This is a genomic window from Alteromonas sp. PRIM-21, from assembly GCF_027563165.1.
GTDB lineage: Bacteria > Pseudomonadota > Gammaproteobacteria > Enterobacterales > Alteromonadaceae > Alteromonas > Alteromonas macleodii_A.
Genome location: NZ_JADOEK010000013.1, coordinates 35035 through 50655, shown reverse-complemented (window position 1 = coordinate 50655; position 15621 = coordinate 35035). Strand labels below are relative to the sequence as shown.

Below are 15621 nucleotides of genomic sequence, written 5' to 3'. Positions count from 1 at the left end.
AATTCTGATCAGATATGTACACAGTGATTGGCTGTGTTAGAGTTGCGATCGGCACCTTGATAGTGAGCATTAATTTTATGAATAATGCTTTACTATAAAGGCTCGTGGCGCTTTTGGATATAAATGTAGGTCTAAATGTTAGTCCTAATATCAACAGCGATATGTGAGGAAAGTCAGAAAGCGTTAACGCTAGGTCTGCAGTTTCCAACGTACCACACCAGTGCTCACAACTATTTATAATCACTTTTGTCATTAGTTGGTTGTAACGCGCTTATGTTTATCTACCTATAACTACAACGATAATAAAATAGCTACAGAGCGTGAACGAAAACACCGATGAACCCTACATCTAAGGATACTTTTTTACATGTCAGATTTTAGACAACGCGCACTTGACTATCACGCCAGCCCCACACCTGGAAAAATTCGCGTAGAGCTATCTAAGCCTGCCGATAGCGTCGACGATCTTGCTCTTGCTTATAGCCCGGGTGTTGCCGAACCGGTGAGAGAAATCGCCGAAGATGCAGATAATGCCTATAAGTATACGGGTAAAGGCAACCTTATTGCTGTTATTAGTAACGGAACGGCAATTTTAGGATTAGGCAATTTAGGCCCATTAGCTTCAAAACCTGTCATGGAAGGTAAAGCGCTTCTATTTAAACGCTTTGCTGGTTTAGATGCCATTGATATTGAAGTGAAACATCGTACGACGGAAGAATTCATCAATACTGTAGCTAATATTGCTGATACGTTTGGCGGTATTAACCTAGAAGATATCAAAGCGCCGGAATGCTTTGAAATTGAGCAAGAGCTCATTAAGCGCTGTAAAATCCCAGTATTCCATGATGATCAGCACGGAACCGCTATTGTAACCGCCGCAGGTATGCTTAACGCTTTAGAGATTCAGGGCAAAAATATAGAGAACGCTAAAATTGTTTGCATGGGCGCTGGCGCAGCAGCGGTTGCCTGTATGGAGCTACTGATTAAGTGTGGTGCCCAGCGTGAGCGTATCTACATGTTAGATAGAAAAGGCGTTATCCACACTCGTCGCGAAGATTTAACTGAGCACAAGAAGCTGTTTGCTAACAACACTGATAAGCGCACCCTTGAAGATGTAATGGAAGGCGCAGATATCTTTGTCGGTGTATCAGGCCCTGATGTTTTACCTCCAGAAGCGCTTTCTTTGATGGCTGACAATCCAATTGTATTTGCATGCTCTAACCCTGACCCAGAGATAAAGCCTGAACTCGCTCACGAAGTACGTAAAGACCTAATTATGGCTACTGGGCGCTCAGACTACCCTAACCAGGTAAACAACGTGCTGTGCTTTCCATTTATTTTCCGTGGCGCTCTAGACGTTCGCGCTACAGCTATTAATGACGAGATGAAAGTGGCGGCAGTTGAAGCCCTTCGTGCTATTACAAAAGAACCCGTCCCAGAGGAAGTATTAGCCGCAAGTAAAAGTGACAGCCTAACGTTTGGTAAGGATTATATTATTCCCAAGCCTATGGACCCACGTCTGTGCGAGCGTATTGCTACCGCTGTATCTAAAGCGGCTATTGAGTCGGGCGTTGCACGAGTGCCTGAAAGCCCGGAAGAATAAAGGTACATAAAAACGGCGCTGTGTTGTAGGTAATTACTTACATCCGCTAACATACAATACAGGGCCGTTTCTCTTTAATGCTAGATATCAGTCGTCTTCAGACACATCATTTTCGAAGCTTGGATCAATACCCATTTCTTCCATTATGCGCCTAGCTTCAGCCGGCACGCGATTAGGGTTGTCTTTACGCAGGTCATCGTCGTTAGGCAAAGGTTGTCCGGTAAACGCGTGTAAAAACGCTTCACACAACAGTTCCGAATTAGTGGCGTGGCGCAAATTATTGATTTGGCGGCGGGTACGCTCATCAGTAAGTGCTTTAAGCACATTAATAGGTATAGAGACAGTGACTTTTTTTACCTGCTCGCTCTTTTTCCCATGCTCTGCGTAGGGGTGAATATATTTACCGTTCCATTCTGCCATTGTACTAACTCGGTCTACTCTTTTTATATTATGAAGAGAAATTCTAAACAAGTTCACGAAAAGGTCAATTGAGCAGTGTAAACCTCTTGACGTCTAGACATATATTCTTTAATTTAGACGTCTAAACGTCTATAAGATTACACTTTTGAGAGTATAAACCATGGTTTCTTACGCACAAGGTATCGATGCATTAAACCAGTCCCTGTCGGAGCTGCGTGATATTGATGTATCTTTTGAATTCTTTCCGCCTAAAACGGAAGCCATGGAACAAACCCTGTGGAAGTCGGTTGAACGTCTAGCCCCGCTGAAGCCAAGCTATATGTCGGTTACTTACGGCGCCAATAGCGGTGAACGTGACAGAACCCACGATGTGGTAAAACGTATTCAACAGCAAACAGGCGTTGCTGCCGTTCCTCACTTAACCTGTGTCGACGCAAGCCGTGATGAATTAAAGCAAATTGCAAAAGACTACTGGGATTCTGGCATTCGCCGTATTGTCGCCCTGCGTGGCGACTTGCCTAAAGGGGTAGACAAAACAGAGATGTATGCCTCTGACTTAGTTGCCTTACTAAAAGACGTTGCCGATTTTGATATTTCAGTTGCTGCCTACCCGGAAAAACACCCTGAAGCGCCAAATGCGCAGTTCGACTTGCTAAACCTTAAACGCAAAGCTGAAGCTGGCGCTACCGAAGCGATAACCCAGTTCTTCTTCGATACGAGTGTTTACCTGCGATTTAGAGACCGTGCAGCCGCCGCGGGAGTAGACTTAGACATAGTTCCAGGAATTTTACCTGTGACTAACTACCAAACGTTAGTAAGGTTTGCTGGCTTTACGGACGTGCACGTTCCCGGCTGGTTGCACAAGATGTTCGACGGTCTTGATGCAGATGATCAAGCCACTCGTAACCTAATAGGCGCTAATATTGCCATGGACCAAGTGAAGGTACTGGCAAAAGAAGGGGTGAAGCACTTTCACTTCTACACTCTCAACCGTAGTGAACTAAGCTATGCAATCTGTCATATGCTAGGTGTGCGCTCCGGCGATTGATTTTGTATAGCGGTAACAAAGCTATACAAGTAGATGACTAAAGGCGCATTCTATGCGCCTTTGTTGTATAAAGAATACATTAACCTTTTGCCACTGACGCCTACGCCAGTTACCATTTGCTGTATTAAGAATTGAACTATTGATACCGTAAGGTCTCCCATCAAAAGATCACGCTGTTTATCTGTAAGAGGGTATCCCTAGGAGAAGTCGAGTGGAATTAGACAAGGTTAAAACCTTATATAACAATGTTACCCCTCAACTAAGAGAGTTCCTCAGCATCTTTATAAAGCGCTGTAGAGAAGACAATATTACTATTTCTGCTGGGCACTTGGCTTATGTAACTTTGTTATCTTTAGTACCCTTTATTATGGTGACCTTTACCATAATGTCGGCCTTTCCTGCCTTCGCATCGGTAAGAAGCAAACTTGAGCATTTTGTTTTTAGTAACTTTGTGCCTACCGCCAGCGATGTGGTACACAAGTACATGACTGATTTTGTTGGCAATGCCTCCCAAATGAGCGCTATTGGTATTTTGTCACTGCTGGTCGTAGCGCTAATGCTCATATCAAACGTAGATAAAACCCTTAATAGAATTTGGCGCACGCAAAGTGACAGACCCATAGTGTACACTTTTGCTATCTATTGGATGGTGATCACCTTAGGGCCCATGCTAATTGGCTCTAGCGTAGTAGTAAGTTCCTATTTAACTGGCCTCGCTGCTTTTACCGAAGAGTACACGCCTGGATTGGGAACCTTCTTACTCAGTCTCGTGCCTAGCGGTGCTGCCATGCTCGCATTCACCATCTTGTACATGGTAGTGCCAAATAGAAGAGTGTTTGCCCGCCATGCGTTCATAGGCGCAATTGTTGCCACCATAGCTTTTGAAATTACTAAATCGGGCTTTGCCTTGTATGTAACAAACTTTCCTTCTTACGAATTAATTTATGGCGCCCTAGCGGTGGTACCTATCCTGTTTTTATGGGTGTATTTGTCGTGGATAATTGTGCTGTTTGGGGCAGAATTCACGTGCAGTTTAGGCGAAGCTTTTGAAAACCGTAAAGCAGAGAACGAGCCGCGCAAAGTTCCAAAGGAGTAGCCGACCTAAAACGGGCGTAATGATGATTAACCTTACGCCTCAGCTCTATAAAAAATGCATGAAACGAAAGAAGGGAGCTACAAGCTCCCTTCTTTATAATTATTGCCTAACTAACGACTAGTTTTTCATCGAAGATATAAAAGCGTCAGACTCAGCGATAGCTGAATTCATTTGTCTGATAAGCTGAGCAACATTGTTTTCAATAGTAGAAAGTTCGCCCTGCAGTGCACCAATGGCGCTGGCATTTAGGTTGTGCTTCAAGTACAACACATTATCTTGAAGCGCGCTTAATACTGGTGGCATTTTGCTTTCAGCTTTACGCATAGCTGTCATTAATGAAGAGTAGCGACGCTTGGTCTCGCGAAGCTTCGCCGCGCTATCCCGTTTCAACGACGCATTCTCATACTTTTCAAGCTCTTCTGCCCACTCGTCAAACAAAGCTTCAGCAACGCTTTCCACTTTATCGATGCGTGAACTCACTTCTTCTGAAGCAGCAACGCTGTCTTCGTACTGACCATTCAAGCGATTGTAAACATCTTCTAGCTCTCCACCATCGAACGCAACAGCAGCACTGAATGCTTCTAACGCAGAGTTAAACTGCTCTTGTGCGTCTTCCTGTGATTCTTTTGCGTTTTCAACGCGGTCAACTAAGATATCGCGCTTTTCAACGCCTACCTTTTCCCATGCTGCGTAATATGCAGACTGACACCCACTCAGGGCAAGCATAGCAACAAATGCTGATGCGATTAACTTCATGCGGTTACTCCACCTCTAAAACGTGCTGCGCTTATAATACAAATCAAATGCAAAAGGGCACCTAAAGGCCAAAAGACAATGGCAAGTACCACAGTTGCAGCTAAGGCATAACATACGCCTACTGTGATGAAAAAGAACAATGCACCTAAAATTCTTCCTTGTACCAGGTGACCTAACCCAGGAATAAAGAAGTTACAAATTGCGGCGATAACGTTACCGCCCGATCCTTGACCTGCCATATCAACATCCTCGCATTTATGACTATAATATGATTAGCTAGCACGTAATGACACTTGTTCTATAGTATAGACTTAGCGTTCATTGCTTAATTTACAAGCAAAAACGGCGTTGAAGCAGTCAGCACGCAAACGTTTGAATAACAATAAACTAAACTAAAACAGGCACTCACACAACGCGCAGAAACAAAATGAAACGACTTTACCCCGATGTTACCTACTATGAAAACGGATTTATCGAAGTGGGAAGTGGGCATTCGCTTTACTTCGAGCAAAGTGGCAATCCAGACGGTATCCCCGTGCTTTTTATTCACGGCGGGCCTGGCGCAGGCTTACCCCCTAACTACAAATGCTTTTTTGATAGCAACAAGTATCGCATTATAGGTTATGAGCAACGTGGTTGCGGCCGCTCTACCCCCCTCGCTGATACGATAAACAACGACACTTGGTCTAATGTTGAAGATATAGAAGCACTACGAACTCACCTTTCTATACCAAAATTTTTACTATTCGGCGGCTCATGGGGCTCTACACTCGCCTTACTTTATGCGCTCAAGTATACCTCGCGAGTAACAGGTCTCATTCTTCGCGGCGTATTTTTAGCCCGGCAAGAAGACAGAGATTGGTTTTTATCGCCAAATGGATGCGCAGCTCAGTTATTTCCTGAGTACTACCGCAAATTCACCAAGGATGTGCCTACACCGGTGACCTCAAGTGCAGTCTGCAGTTTTTATAGCGCAATGGTACGCTCTAGCAATGATGTACTGCGCCACGCAGCCTTAAAGCGCTGGTATCAATGGGAAGAGCGATTATCGCGCATTACTTTACCACCCGGCGTAGGTGACTCTACTGACAATTACCCCATGCAATTGGTCACTTGCCTAGCAACTTTGGAGTGCCACTTTCTTTCTAACAAGTGTTTTTTAGATGAAAACTACATCCTTGAAAACATTGATAAAATAAGTCATATTCCGGGCACTATTATTCACGGTCGCTACGATATGATATGTAAAACGGAAGCTGCTGAAGCACTTCACAAAGCATGGCCACAGAGCCAGTTACAAATCATCCCAGATGCGGGGCACAGCACATCCGAGCCCAGTATAGGATATGCTCTTTGCCGCGCTACTCGCGACATGTCACGCTTTATTCAGGAGTCATCAAAGTGATAGGACTTATCCAACGGGTATCAGAAGCTAATGTAGCTGTAGACGGTAACGTTATTGGTGAGATTGGCAAAGGCATGTTAGTGCTGTTAGGTGTTGAAAAGGAAGACAGCGAAGCGCAAATAGAGAAGCTTGCAAATAAACTGTGTCGATATCGCATGTTTAGCGATGAAGATGGCAAAATGAATTTAAATATTGAGCAAGTCGATGGCGAAATACTGGTGGTATCTCAGTTCACGCTTGTTGCAGACACTCAAAAAGGGAACCGTCCAGGCTTCTCTCGCGGTGCATCCCCAGTGCATGGTCAAGCTATCTATGAACAATTTGTGCAGGCCCTTAAAAATAAAGGCATGAAAGTAGCCACAGGCGAGTTCGGTGCAGATATGCAAGTTGGCCTTATTAACGACGGGCCTGTTACTTTTCAGTTCAGTGTCTAAGAGCTCACGGGGCGCGTCTCGCTGCGCTGGGCGGCTGAACCTTTATTTTTACCAGTTAGGCGAAAGCGATAAGGGCAATCCTCGCTGTTTAGTCCGTAACTGTTAGGTCCGCAACTGTTAGGTCCATCAGTTTACAGGTAACTGTGTACTTCTTCGGCATTCCAAGTTTGCTTACATAATTAAACTTGTACCTCATGGGTTCTTACGTTTAAATACTCCTTCATTCATTTAAGAAGGTCGGTTTATTGTGTACAAGGTAGTTACGCCAAAAAGCGACGCCGAATTTGAAGCCTATTTTCATTTTCGATGGGAGCACTTACGCCAACCATGGAATTTCCCTCCCGGCTCTGAAAAAGACGAATATGAACAGGTCGCCGAGCATCGTATTATCACCAACCGTAAGAACGAAATTGTAGCCTGTGGCCGTGTTCATTTAAACACTGCTGAGGAAGCACAAATTCGTCATATCGCGGTACATCAGGACCATCAACGCAAAGGCTTAGGTCAGATGATAATGGCGGCGCTGGAAAACGTTGCCAAAGACTTAGGTGCTGAGCGAGCAGTGACAAATAGCCGCGAAATATCTATCGACTTTTTTAGTGCGTGTGGTTTTGAAATTGAGCGAGAAGCCCCTAACGAATTAGGTATGCTTAAACGCCAGCAAATGGTTAAGAAATTCACTGAAAACAATTCCTTAATACTACACCCTAAATGGTGTAAATCGCTGCAGGAAACCTGGTCAGAGACCATACCTATTACTGAGCACATGGGTATAAAACTATACCAGTATACTGGGCGCACCCTTGAAACCCGCGCTTCGCTGAATAAAAATATTAATATCCACGGCACCATGTTTGCGGGCAGTATTTTCTCTTTAGCTACGCTTACCGGCTGGGGCATGATTTACTTGCAGCTTAAAGAGCGTGGATTAGACGGTGACATTGTATTAGGCGATGGTGATATCCATTACCACAAGCCGATCACTATGAAGCCAAGGGCCATCTGTAATATCGAAACCTTATCGGGTAAGTTTAAACCGCTAGAAAACGACAACAAAGCGCGGTTTGAATTGAGTGTGGCTATTTTGGATGGCGATACGCCGGTAGCCGAGTTTGACGGTGTCTTCTACGTTCTTCCCCCCTCTAAGAACGAAGAAGAGTAGCGTTGCGGGCTCTCGCTTTGCCACTAGCGATAAAAATCTACACATAAAAAAAGCGCCTTAAAGGCGCTTTTTTCAAAGTTAAGCTTTTTTAAAGCTATTTACTGCGTGTATTACGCAACCATAGCAGCTTGAAGTTTTTTCATCGCGTTCTTTTCAATTTGACGAACACGTTCTGCAGACACCTGGTACTTATCAGCTAAATCTTGCAGCGTAATCTTATTGTCTGCTAACCAACGGGTTTCAATGATGTCTTGACTACGCTCATCTAGCGTTTTAATTGCTGAATACAAACGCTTGCTTGCCGCTGTATCCCAATCATTGTTAATCACGTCAGTTTCAACGTCTGAAGACTTGTCTTCTAGGTATTGAACTGGTGCGAAATTACCTGTTTCATCTTCATCAGCAGTTAAGTCAAACGCTTGGTCTTGAGAACTCATACGTGCTTCCATTTGAAGCACTTCTTTCGTACTCACGCCTAGCTCGTTTGCTACTGTTTGCACTTCATCATGAGTAAACCAACCAAGACGCTTTTTCGCCTTACGAAGGTTAAAAAACAGTTTACGCTGCGCTTTAGTTGTCGCAACTTTAACTATTCTCCAGTTTTTAAGTACAAACTCGTGAATTTCTGCTTTGATCCAATGAACCGCGAAAGAAACCAAACGCACGCCCACTGTAGGGTCGAAACGCTTAACGGCTTTCATCAGACCGATGTTACCTTCTTGAATTAAGTCGGCTTGTGGTAAGCCATAACCTGAGTAAGATTTTGCAATGTGCACTACAAAACGAAGGTGTGACATTACTAGCTTACGAGCGGCTTGTAAGTCTTCGTCTTCGCGAAGGCGCACTGCCAACTCGCGCTCTTCCTCAGCGCTAAGCATATCAATGCTGCTTACAGCTTGAATGTAGCCTTCAATGCTACCGCTGTGTGGCACTGACAGGGCCATAGATTGCAAATTGTTGCTCATTGTTCACCTCATTTATTGCCGCTTCATATTAGCAAAGTAACTGAAGCTGCGCGAGACCTAATTAAGATATGAAGTCTAACCGATATGTAGGTATAGTGACTATTTCTACAATATCAAGACCTAGAATAAGAAAAAAAGTTCAACTTTAAGAAAGAACTATCCATTTAGCGCTCTCTCAGCCCAAAACCTCTCACCATTCCTTATGAGCGCAAGCTCTTTTGACTTCATACTCCACTAACGCCACATCCGTTCAATGATTGGCCTGCGTTTAGTAGAAGTCGGGTAGGTCATCTAACCACAACGCTATTATACTTTAATTACATAGCAAGAATTAAAAGCTAATCTCACTGGTATGAATTCTAACGTTTATACGCTACCGTCATCAGCGCTAACGTAAATATTAGCAATCAGCGCTCTTAGCATTCTTTCAGCCGCTCGCTGTAGTGCCATACCTTGATTATATGAGTATTTTAAACCTTGCTTTTCTCTTCGGAAATTGAAAATATTAGATTGTATTAATCGATTTTGCACTACGACCGCTGCATGGCATTTTCCAGACAACAACAATAAAAAACTGGAAGGGAAATACTTAAGGAAGGAGTAAGGCAAGTAAAGCAAAGAGGAACTTAATGTTTGCTTACGTCGCTAGACAACCCATATTTGATGTAAATCGAGAGGTTTACGCTTACGAACTGCTTTTTCGCGTGGGCGAGGAAAATTGCTTTCCAGATATCCCTCCCGATGAAGCCACCTCGAAAATTCTCACCTCTACTCACTTAAGCTTGGGCATTGAAGAAATTACGGGAGACAAAAAAGCGTTCATCAATTTTCATCGAGATACGCTAATGTTTCGCTTTCCCACGTCGTTAGATGCTGACAAAGTTGTAATCGAAATCGTCGAAACGGTAGAGGTAGATGACGCCTTAGTTGCAGCGTGTAAACATATCAGAGGATTGGGTTACCCAATTGCCCTCGATGATTATGACATGAAGGGAAAATGGGAAGCCTTCATTCCATTCACCAGTGTGGTGAAAATTGATATCACCGAAATTTCTCACGATAAAATCCCCGCCTTGGTAGCGCGTTTCAAATCAAACAACATCAAGCTAGTGGCCGAAAAGATTGAAACCTATGAAGAATTCCATAAGTTCAAAGAAATGGGGTTTGATTATTTTCAAGGCTATTTTCTGGCTAAGCCGGAAATCGTTAGGCATAGGAAGTTGGGGCCAAGCAGCTTAACTATGATGGAGCTGCTCACCTTAAGCAGCCAACCTAAGCTTAATTTCGATGATGTGAATAAGATTATTGAAAGAGATCCATCGCTTACCTACCTGCTGCTGCGCTTTATCAATAACCCGATGGTGAATAAGCGCCATAAGATAACGTCACTTAAGCATGCGCTAACCTTTATGGGTGAAGTAGAAGTGAAGAAATTTATATCTTTACTCGCTCTTGCCAACTTAAGCGATGGTCAACCCACCGAATTGATGCAGATGGCACTGGTTCGTGCGAAATTTTGTGAGTTAGTGTTTACCCAACTTGAGACGTCTGACAATCCGCTGAAAGGCTTCCTTACTGGACTATTGTCTTTGCTTGACGCCATGATGGAGCAACGTATTGATGATCTGGTAAGCAAGGTACCAATCAGTGATGATGTTAAGGGCGCGCTTTGCGGCACACCCGGTATGCTGCGTAATTGCTTGACGCTTGTTCAATATTTTGAACGAGCTAAGTGGGCTGGTGTTAAGCAATTTGCGACAAAATATGAAATGAAACAAAGCCAATTACACAGCTACTACAATGAAGCAATAAAGTGGGCAAAACACATTCATAACTCAGCATTGAAAGATGACTAACGAGCTTAATAAAAGAATGGTTTTTTAAAATAATCATTGATTTGTTGTTAGATTATACCTACATATCATAGACTAGGGTGTGGGATTAATTTTTTCTAAGCCCATTTGATACCAACAAAAACCTCGACAAACCATGTTGCCTCAGGATTAGTTTATGTTTGCGTTCATAGCTCGCCAGCCTATTTTAGACAAAAGCAAAAACGTATTTGCCTATGAACTCTTGTTCAGGGATGGTAAATCTGGCGCATACCCAGAACACAGCGACCAAAAAGCTAAGTATATTTCTGAACATTTTCATCCACTAGGGCTTGACGATATAAGCGGTGAGAAAACATCCTTTATCACATTCTCATCTGATACCATTATTTCGCGCTTTCCAACTTCGCTCAATCCAGAGTCGGTCGTTGTTGAACTTGCCGACCCTACCGATAACACTAACGGTCTGTATGAAGCATGTCAGCACATCAAACAGCTTGGCTTTAAGCTCGCCATTGACGACCCTATGATGGTAGGCGCAACCCATGATGTCTTCCCGCTTATCGACATAGTAAAAGTAGATGTCACTAAGACTCGCTTTGAAACCATAGAAAAGCACATCCCCCGCTACCATGATGCTAACGTGAAACTTGTTGCTGAGCAGGTCGATACCCAAGATAACTTCTCTACTTGTGTGGACCTAGGCTTCGACTTCTTCCAAGGCTATTTCTTTTCACAGCCTGAAGCGCGCATACTTAAGCAGCTTCCAGCTTCTAAAATGAATATCGTAGATTTAATGGGGGAGAGTTCAAGTACAAATTTTGATGTTGAGCGCATTAGCCAAATTATTGAACGCGACGCCACGCTTAGTTTCTTATTGCTAAAGTTTATTAATAACCCAACCATCAATAAGCGTTACAAAATTACATCGTTGAAGCATGCCCTGAATTACATGGGTGAAGTTGAAATTAAGAAATTCATCGCGTTATTAAGTTTGACTAATTTAGGCGATGAAAAGCCCTTAGAAATCATTCATATGTCACTCGTACGCGCCAAGTTTTTTGATTTACTGGCCGAGCGCAGGGGCATTAAAAATAACCCGCCGATATCTTTCTTAGTTGGGCTATTTTCGTTACTTGAAGGTTTACTCGACCAGTCTATGACTGACATTGTTAAACAGCTTCCGCTGTCTGAAGAGGTGAACGACGCCTTGTTGGGCAAAAACCTAGAAATGAACAACTACATGACGTTAGTTCGCGCCTTTGAGAGTGCTCTTTGGATGAACGTGATCAAGCAAGCAAAGTTGCTGAACATTGATCAAAAGCAACTACATATGCTGTACAACCAAGCTATTACGTGGGGCAACGGTGTACGCAGTGCTATTTCTGCACACTACCCGCGCGCTACTGCTTAACTATTAAAGATGCAAGGCGTTAGCCCTTAGCTAGTTAGCACATACCGGTACACAATAGCTAGAGATCTAATTTCATCACGTTTATTTGGGCTCAATCTCTTTTACGTGACGTTGCACTGAGATAAGGGAACCGAGCAAGCCTAATAGTACTGAAAGCCCTAGCATGGTTAGCAATGCTGAACCGGTCAGCCCAGTAATATTAAAATCTTTTTGATACATGGCAGCAAATGTGGTTATGCTGCTATCCATCCACCACAAAATAATAATTACGGCAAACCACGCCATTAATCCGCCTAGTAAGCCATACCAAAAACCTGTGTATAAAAAAGGGCGGTGAATAAACGCATCGGTAGCTCCCACCAGCTTCATTACTACAATTTCATCGTATTTGTTGAGTATGTTCAGTCGGATAGTGTTACCAATAATGAGCACCACAGCGATAAACAAGAGCAATCCAATTAAAGTAACTAAGTCTCTTGCGATATCAATAATTGCGTACAAGCGCTCTAACCACTCAATATCGAGCTTGCCAATGTCTACCTCTCGCTGCTGACGCAGCTTGTCTAACAGCGCTTTAGCTGCAGTAGGTGATGCATGCTTTTCACTAGGCGTAACCAGTACAACATCCGGCAGCGGATTTTTTTCAAGGTATGCGATAGCATCGCCTAACCCAGATAAGTGCTGAAATTCTTTAAGTGCGTCATCTGCAGGAATGTAAACCACACTGTCTATTTCCGACCATGTATTCAGTCTGGCGACTAGCTGTTGTGAGCTTGCAGCATTGATATTAGGCTTTAGAAAAAGAGAAATTTCTGATGCCTGGTCCCAGCCCGCGGTAATTTTCTCTGTGTTTTTTACCATGATATAAAGGGTGCTTGGCAAGGTTATGCTCAAACCCAGTACGCCAATTGTCATTAACGAGGCTAGGGGCTGCCGCCAAAGCTCACCAAGGCTAGACAGTGCTTGTCGTACATGGCTGACAAAGAACATAATAATAGTTTGTACCATGCCTACTTTTGATGAGGATGCGCCTTGCGCCCGCCCCTTAAATAAAATACTCACGACCACTCTCCTTCGCCATCACCTGACCCCGCGCCACCCATATCGTCGGTTAGACCATCAGTAATCATTTGCCCGTTTTTAAGGGTGAGCGTGCGATAGCGCATACGCGCGATTAACCCTAAATCGTGAGTCGCAATCAGCACCGACACTCCCGCTTGATTGAAGTCTTCGAACAAACGGATAATTTCCATTGAAAGTTTAGGGTCGAGGTTACCGGTCGGTTCGTCTGCCAGCAATAACGGAGGTTTATTTACCACTGCTCGCGCAATGCCCACCCGCTGTTGCTCACCACCAGATAACGTAATGGGCAAGCAGCGGGCTTTGTCTCTAAGCCCTACCATTTCGAGGGCGGCATCCACACGTTTGCGAATTTCTTTGTGCGTGTATCCTTCAATTACTAGCGGCAAAGCGACGTTATCAAAAACCGATTTATCCATTAATAATTGGTGACTTTGGAAGATCATGCCGATATCGCGGCGAATGTAAGCAATATCTCGACGGGTAATGGCGTTGAGATCGTGACCATTAATAAGAACGCGCCCTACTGTTGGGCGCTCCATTAGGCTGATAAGTTTAAGTAGTGTACTTTTTCCTGCACCCGAGTGCCCTGTTAAAAAGGCCATTTCACCCGGGGCAATATGAAAATTGACCTTACTAAGCGCGCGTTGGCCGCCTGGATAGGTTTTGCTTACCTGCTCAAACTTTATCATTATTTTTCCCTACCGCTTTGCTGGTTTTAGCTTTCAGGTGTGTCCATTTCGCTAAACAAGGCGTCAATAAATTCTTGGCCGTCGAACTGGCGTAAATCATCGATACTTTCGCCAACACCTATATACCTTATAGGAATTTTAAACTTATCGGCAATAGAGAATATAACACCGCCTTTTGCTGTACCGTCTAATTTGGTAAGGGTGATACCCGTTAAGCCCACGGCTTCGTTAAACAACTTAGCTTGGCTAATAGCGTTTTGCCCGGTACCAGCGTCTAATGTAAGCATCACTTCGTGAGGCGCATTGGGGTTGATCTTCTTCATAACGCGAACCACTTTCTTTAGCTCTTCCATCAAGTTGTTCTTGTTCTGCAAACGCCCTGCGGTGTCAGCAATAAGAATATCAGTGCCGCGCGATTTGGCCGCTTCTAGAGCATCGTAAAGTACCGATGCACTGTCAGCACCAGTATGTTGCGCGATAACGGGAATGTCGTTGCGCTCGCCCCATACTTGAAGTTGTTCAACGGCAGCAGCTCTAAAAGTATCACCGGCGGCAAGCATTACCTTCTTACCTTCTTGCTGAAACTGCTTAGCAAGTTTACCAATAGTGGTGGTTTTACCAACGCCGTTAACACCTACCATTAAAATAACAAATGGGCCTTCACTTGAATCGTGTGCTTTCATAACCTCCGAAAGCGGCTGGTTAACTTCAGACAGCATACCCGACATTTGTTGCTTCATGATTTCCAGTAAAGCTTCCGCGTCTTTAAGGTCTTTACGTGACGCGCTATCAGTCAAGTGGTCAATAATTTTCTGTGTGGTATCCATACCCACGTCGGCCACTAAAAGCTGTGTTTCTAGATCTTCGTACAGCTCATCATCAATGGTTTTGCCTTTAAATAGGCTAACGATACCGCTGCCTATATTCTCTTTTGTGCGAGATAGGCTGGCTTTTAAGCGTGCGAATAGCGACTTTTTCTCTTTCGGTTTTTCTTCCGCTTGGGCTTTCGCCTGTGCTTCGGCTTCTGCCTTTGCGCGAGCCTCTTCTTCCGCTTGGGCTTTCGCCTGTGCTTCGGCTTCCGCCTTTGCGCGAGCCTCTTCTTCCGCTTGCGCTTTAGCCTGTGCTTCAGCTTCCGCCTTTACGCGAGCTTCTTCTTCCGCTTGGGCTTTCGCCTGTGCTTCGGCTTCCGCCTTTGCGCGAGCCTCTTCTTCCGCTTGGGCTTTCGCCTGTGCTTCAGCTTCTGCCTTTAAGCGAGCTTCTTCTTCCGCTTGCGCTTTCGCCTGTGCTTCGGCTTCTGCCTTTAAGCGAGCTTCTTCTTCCGCTTGCGCTTTCGCCTGTGCTTCGGCTTCTGCCTTTAAGCGAGCTTCTTCTTCCGCTTGCGCTTTAGCCTGTGCTTCGGCTTCCGCCTTTGCGCGAGCCTCTTCTTCCGCTTGGGCTTTAGCCTGTGCTTCGGCTTCCGCCTTTGCGCGAGCTTCTTCTTCCGCTTGCGCTTTCGCCTGTGCTTCGGCTTCTGCCTTTAAGCGAGCTTCTTCTTCCGCTTGGGCTTTCGCATGTGCTTCAGCTTCTGCCTTTGCGCGAGCTTCTTCTTCCGCTTGCGCTTTAGCCTGTGCTTCGGCTTCCGCCTTTAAGCGAGCTTCTTCTTCCGCTTGGGCTTTTTGTTTCTCTGCTTTCTTGTTCTTACTGAACCAGCCAAAAAGTTTCGACATCGTTAGGA

General features: G+C 44.4%; 15 protein-coding genes. 8 read left to right on the top strand and 7 right to left on the bottom strand.

Going from position 1 to position 15621, the window contains the following annotated elements; all coding sequences use genetic code 11:
• Positions 1 to 367: 367 nt before the first annotated feature.
• Positions 368 to 1603, top strand: a complete 1236-nt coding sequence (locus IW644_RS16695) for a malic enzyme-like NAD(P)-binding protein (protein WP_269918544.1) — start codon at positions 368 to 370, stop codon at positions 1601 to 1603.
• A gap of 87 nt (positions 1604 to 1690) precedes the next feature.
• Here the strand turns inward: IW644_RS16695 and metJ are convergent, their stop codons facing one another.
• Positions 1691 to 2023, bottom strand: coding sequence for a met regulon transcriptional regulator MetJ (metJ, locus tag IW644_RS16690; RefSeq protein ID WP_014950979.1), 333 nt, complete (start codon positions 2021 to 2023; stop codon positions 1691 to 1693).
• 160 nt (positions 2024 to 2183) lie between these two features.
• Between metJ and metF the strand changes: the two genes are divergently transcribed.
• Together metF and IW644_RS16680 are read left to right on the top strand one after the other, a co-directional pair.
• Complete coding sequence (gene metF, locus IW644_RS16685) at positions 2184 to 3071, top strand: methylenetetrahydrofolate reductase (protein WP_269918543.1); 888 nt, start codon at positions 2184 to 2186, stop codon at positions 3069 to 3071.
• 211 nt (positions 3072 to 3282) lie between these two features.
• Positions 3283 to 4167 (top strand): virulence factor BrkB family protein, encoded by an 885-nt coding sequence (locus IW644_RS16680; protein WP_269918542.1) that lies wholly within the window; start codon positions 3283 to 3285, stop codon positions 4165 to 4167.
• A 117-nt stretch (positions 4168 to 4284) separates the two neighbouring features.
• Here IW644_RS16680 and IW644_RS16675 read toward each other — a convergent pair whose 3' ends face one another.
• Together IW644_RS16675 and IW644_RS16670 are read right to left on the bottom strand one after the other, a co-directional pair.
• Positions 4285 to 4923 (bottom strand): DUF2959 domain-containing protein, encoded by a 639-nt coding sequence (locus tag IW644_RS16675; protein ID WP_179984767.1) that lies wholly within the window; start codon positions 4921 to 4923, stop codon positions 4285 to 4287.
• Positions 4920 to 5162, bottom strand: a complete 243-nt coding sequence (locus IW644_RS16670) for a hypothetical protein (protein ID WP_025257569.1) — start codon at positions 5160 to 5162, stop codon at positions 4920 to 4922. The genes IW644_RS16675 and IW644_RS16670 overlap by 4 nt, the downstream gene beginning before the upstream one ends.
• A gap of 188 nt (positions 5163 to 5350) precedes the next feature.
• Here IW644_RS16670 and pip point away from each other — a divergent pair, with 188 nt between their 5' ends.
• The 3 genes from pip (at position 5351) to IW644_RS16655 (ending at position 7924) form a co-directional block, all read left to right on the top strand.
• On the top strand, positions 5351 to 6328 hold the full coding sequence (gene pip / locus IW644_RS16665; protein ID WP_269918541.1) for a prolyl aminopeptidase: 978 nt from the start codon (positions 5351 to 5353) through the stop codon (positions 6326 to 6328).
• On the top strand, positions 6325 to 6762 hold the full coding sequence (gene dtd / locus IW644_RS16660) for a D-aminoacyl-tRNA deacylase (protein WP_269918540.1): 438 nt from the start codon (positions 6325 to 6327) through the stop codon (positions 6760 to 6762). The genes pip and dtd overlap by 4 nt, the downstream gene beginning before the upstream one ends.
• Positions 6763 to 7009: 247 nt before the next feature.
• Positions 7010 to 7924: a bifunctional GNAT family N-acetyltransferase/hotdog fold thioesterase gene (locus IW644_RS16655; RefSeq protein ID WP_179984770.1), complete on the top strand. Its 915-nt coding sequence runs from the start codon at positions 7010 to 7012 to the stop codon at positions 7922 to 7924.
• A gap of 110 nt (positions 7925 to 8034) precedes the next feature.
• Here IW644_RS16655 and rpoH read toward each other — a convergent pair whose 3' ends face one another.
• Positions 8035 to 8889: an RNA polymerase sigma factor RpoH gene (rpoH, locus tag IW644_RS16650; RefSeq protein WP_014950987.1), complete on the bottom strand. Its 855-nt coding sequence runs from the start codon at positions 8887 to 8889 to the stop codon at positions 8035 to 8037.
• 629 nt (positions 8890 to 9518) lie between these two features.
• On the opposite strand from rpoH, the gene IW644_RS16645 reads away from it, so the two are divergent.
• Both IW644_RS16645 and IW644_RS16640 read left to right on the top strand, forming a co-directional pair.
• Positions 9519 to 10745 carry an EAL and HDOD domain-containing protein gene (locus tag IW644_RS16645; RefSeq protein ID WP_269918539.1) on the top strand — a complete coding sequence of 409 codons (1227 nt, stop codon included), beginning with the start codon at positions 9519 to 9521 and terminating at the stop codon, positions 10743 to 10745.
• 154 nt (positions 10746 to 10899) lie between these two features.
• Positions 10900 to 12135: an EAL and HDOD domain-containing protein gene (locus IW644_RS16640; protein WP_269918538.1), complete on the top strand. Its 1236-nt coding sequence runs from the start codon at positions 10900 to 10902 to the stop codon at positions 12133 to 12135.
• 81 nt (positions 12136 to 12216) lie between these two features.
• On the opposite strand, the gene ftsX is transcribed toward IW644_RS16640, so the two are convergent.
• The 3 genes from ftsX to ftsY are packed head-to-tail and all read right to left on the bottom strand — an operon-like array spanning position 12217 to position 15613.
• On the bottom strand, positions 12217 to 13197 hold the full coding sequence (gene ftsX / locus IW644_RS16635; protein ID WP_269918537.1) for a permease-like cell division protein FtsX: 981 nt from the start codon (positions 13195 to 13197) through the stop codon (positions 12217 to 12219).
• Entirely contained in the window at positions 13194 to 13907 is a 714-nt protein-coding gene (gene ftsE / locus IW644_RS16630; RefSeq protein WP_269918536.1) for a cell division ATP-binding protein FtsE, read from the bottom strand. The genes ftsX and ftsE overlap by 4 nt, the downstream gene beginning before the upstream one ends.
• A 26-nt stretch (positions 13908 to 13933) precedes the next feature.
• Positions 13934 to 15613: a signal recognition particle-docking protein FtsY gene (gene ftsY, locus IW644_RS16625; protein WP_269918535.1), complete on the bottom strand. Its 1680-nt coding sequence runs from the start codon at positions 15611 to 15613 to the stop codon at positions 13934 to 13936.
• Between the last annotated feature and the right edge of the window lie 8 nt (positions 15614 to 15621).

Coding starts and splice junctions, on each gene's coding strand:
- ftsE (WP_269918536.1), bottom strand. CDS start 13,907: ATGATAAAGTTTGAGCAGGTAAGCAAAACCTATCCAGGCGGCCAACGC.
- metJ (WP_014950979.1), bottom strand. CDS start 2,023: ATGGCAGAATGGAACGGTAAATATATTCACCCCTACGCAGAGCATGGG.
- IW644_RS16670 (WP_025257569.1), bottom strand. CDS start 5,162: ATGGCAGGTCAAGGATCGGGCGGTAACGTTATCGCCGCAATTTGTAAC.
- pip (WP_269918541.1), top strand. CDS start 5,351: ATGAAACGACTTTACCCCGATGTTACCTACTATGAAAACGGATTTATC.
- IW644_RS16695 (WP_269918544.1), top strand. CDS start 368: ATGTCAGATTTTAGACAACGCGCACTTGACTATCACGCCAGCCCCACA.
- IW644_RS16640 (WP_269918538.1), top strand. CDS start 10,900: ATGTTTGCGTTCATAGCTCGCCAGCCTATTTTAGACAAAAGCAAAAAC.
- ftsY (WP_269918535.1), bottom strand. CDS start 15,613: ATGTCGAAACTTTTTGGCTGGTTCAGTAAGAACAAGAAAGCAGAGAAA.
- metF (WP_269918543.1), top strand. CDS start 2,184: ATGGTTTCTTACGCACAAGGTATCGATGCATTAAACCAGTCCCTGTCG.
- IW644_RS16645 (WP_269918539.1), top strand. CDS start 9,519: ATGTTTGCTTACGTCGCTAGACAACCCATATTTGATGTAAATCGAGAG.
- rpoH (WP_014950987.1), bottom strand. CDS start 8,889: ATGAGCAACAATTTGCAATCTATGGCCCTGTCAGTGCCACACAGCGGT.
- IW644_RS16675 (WP_179984767.1), bottom strand. CDS start 4,923: ATGAAGTTAATCGCATCAGCATTTGTTGCTATGCTTGCCCTGAGTGGG.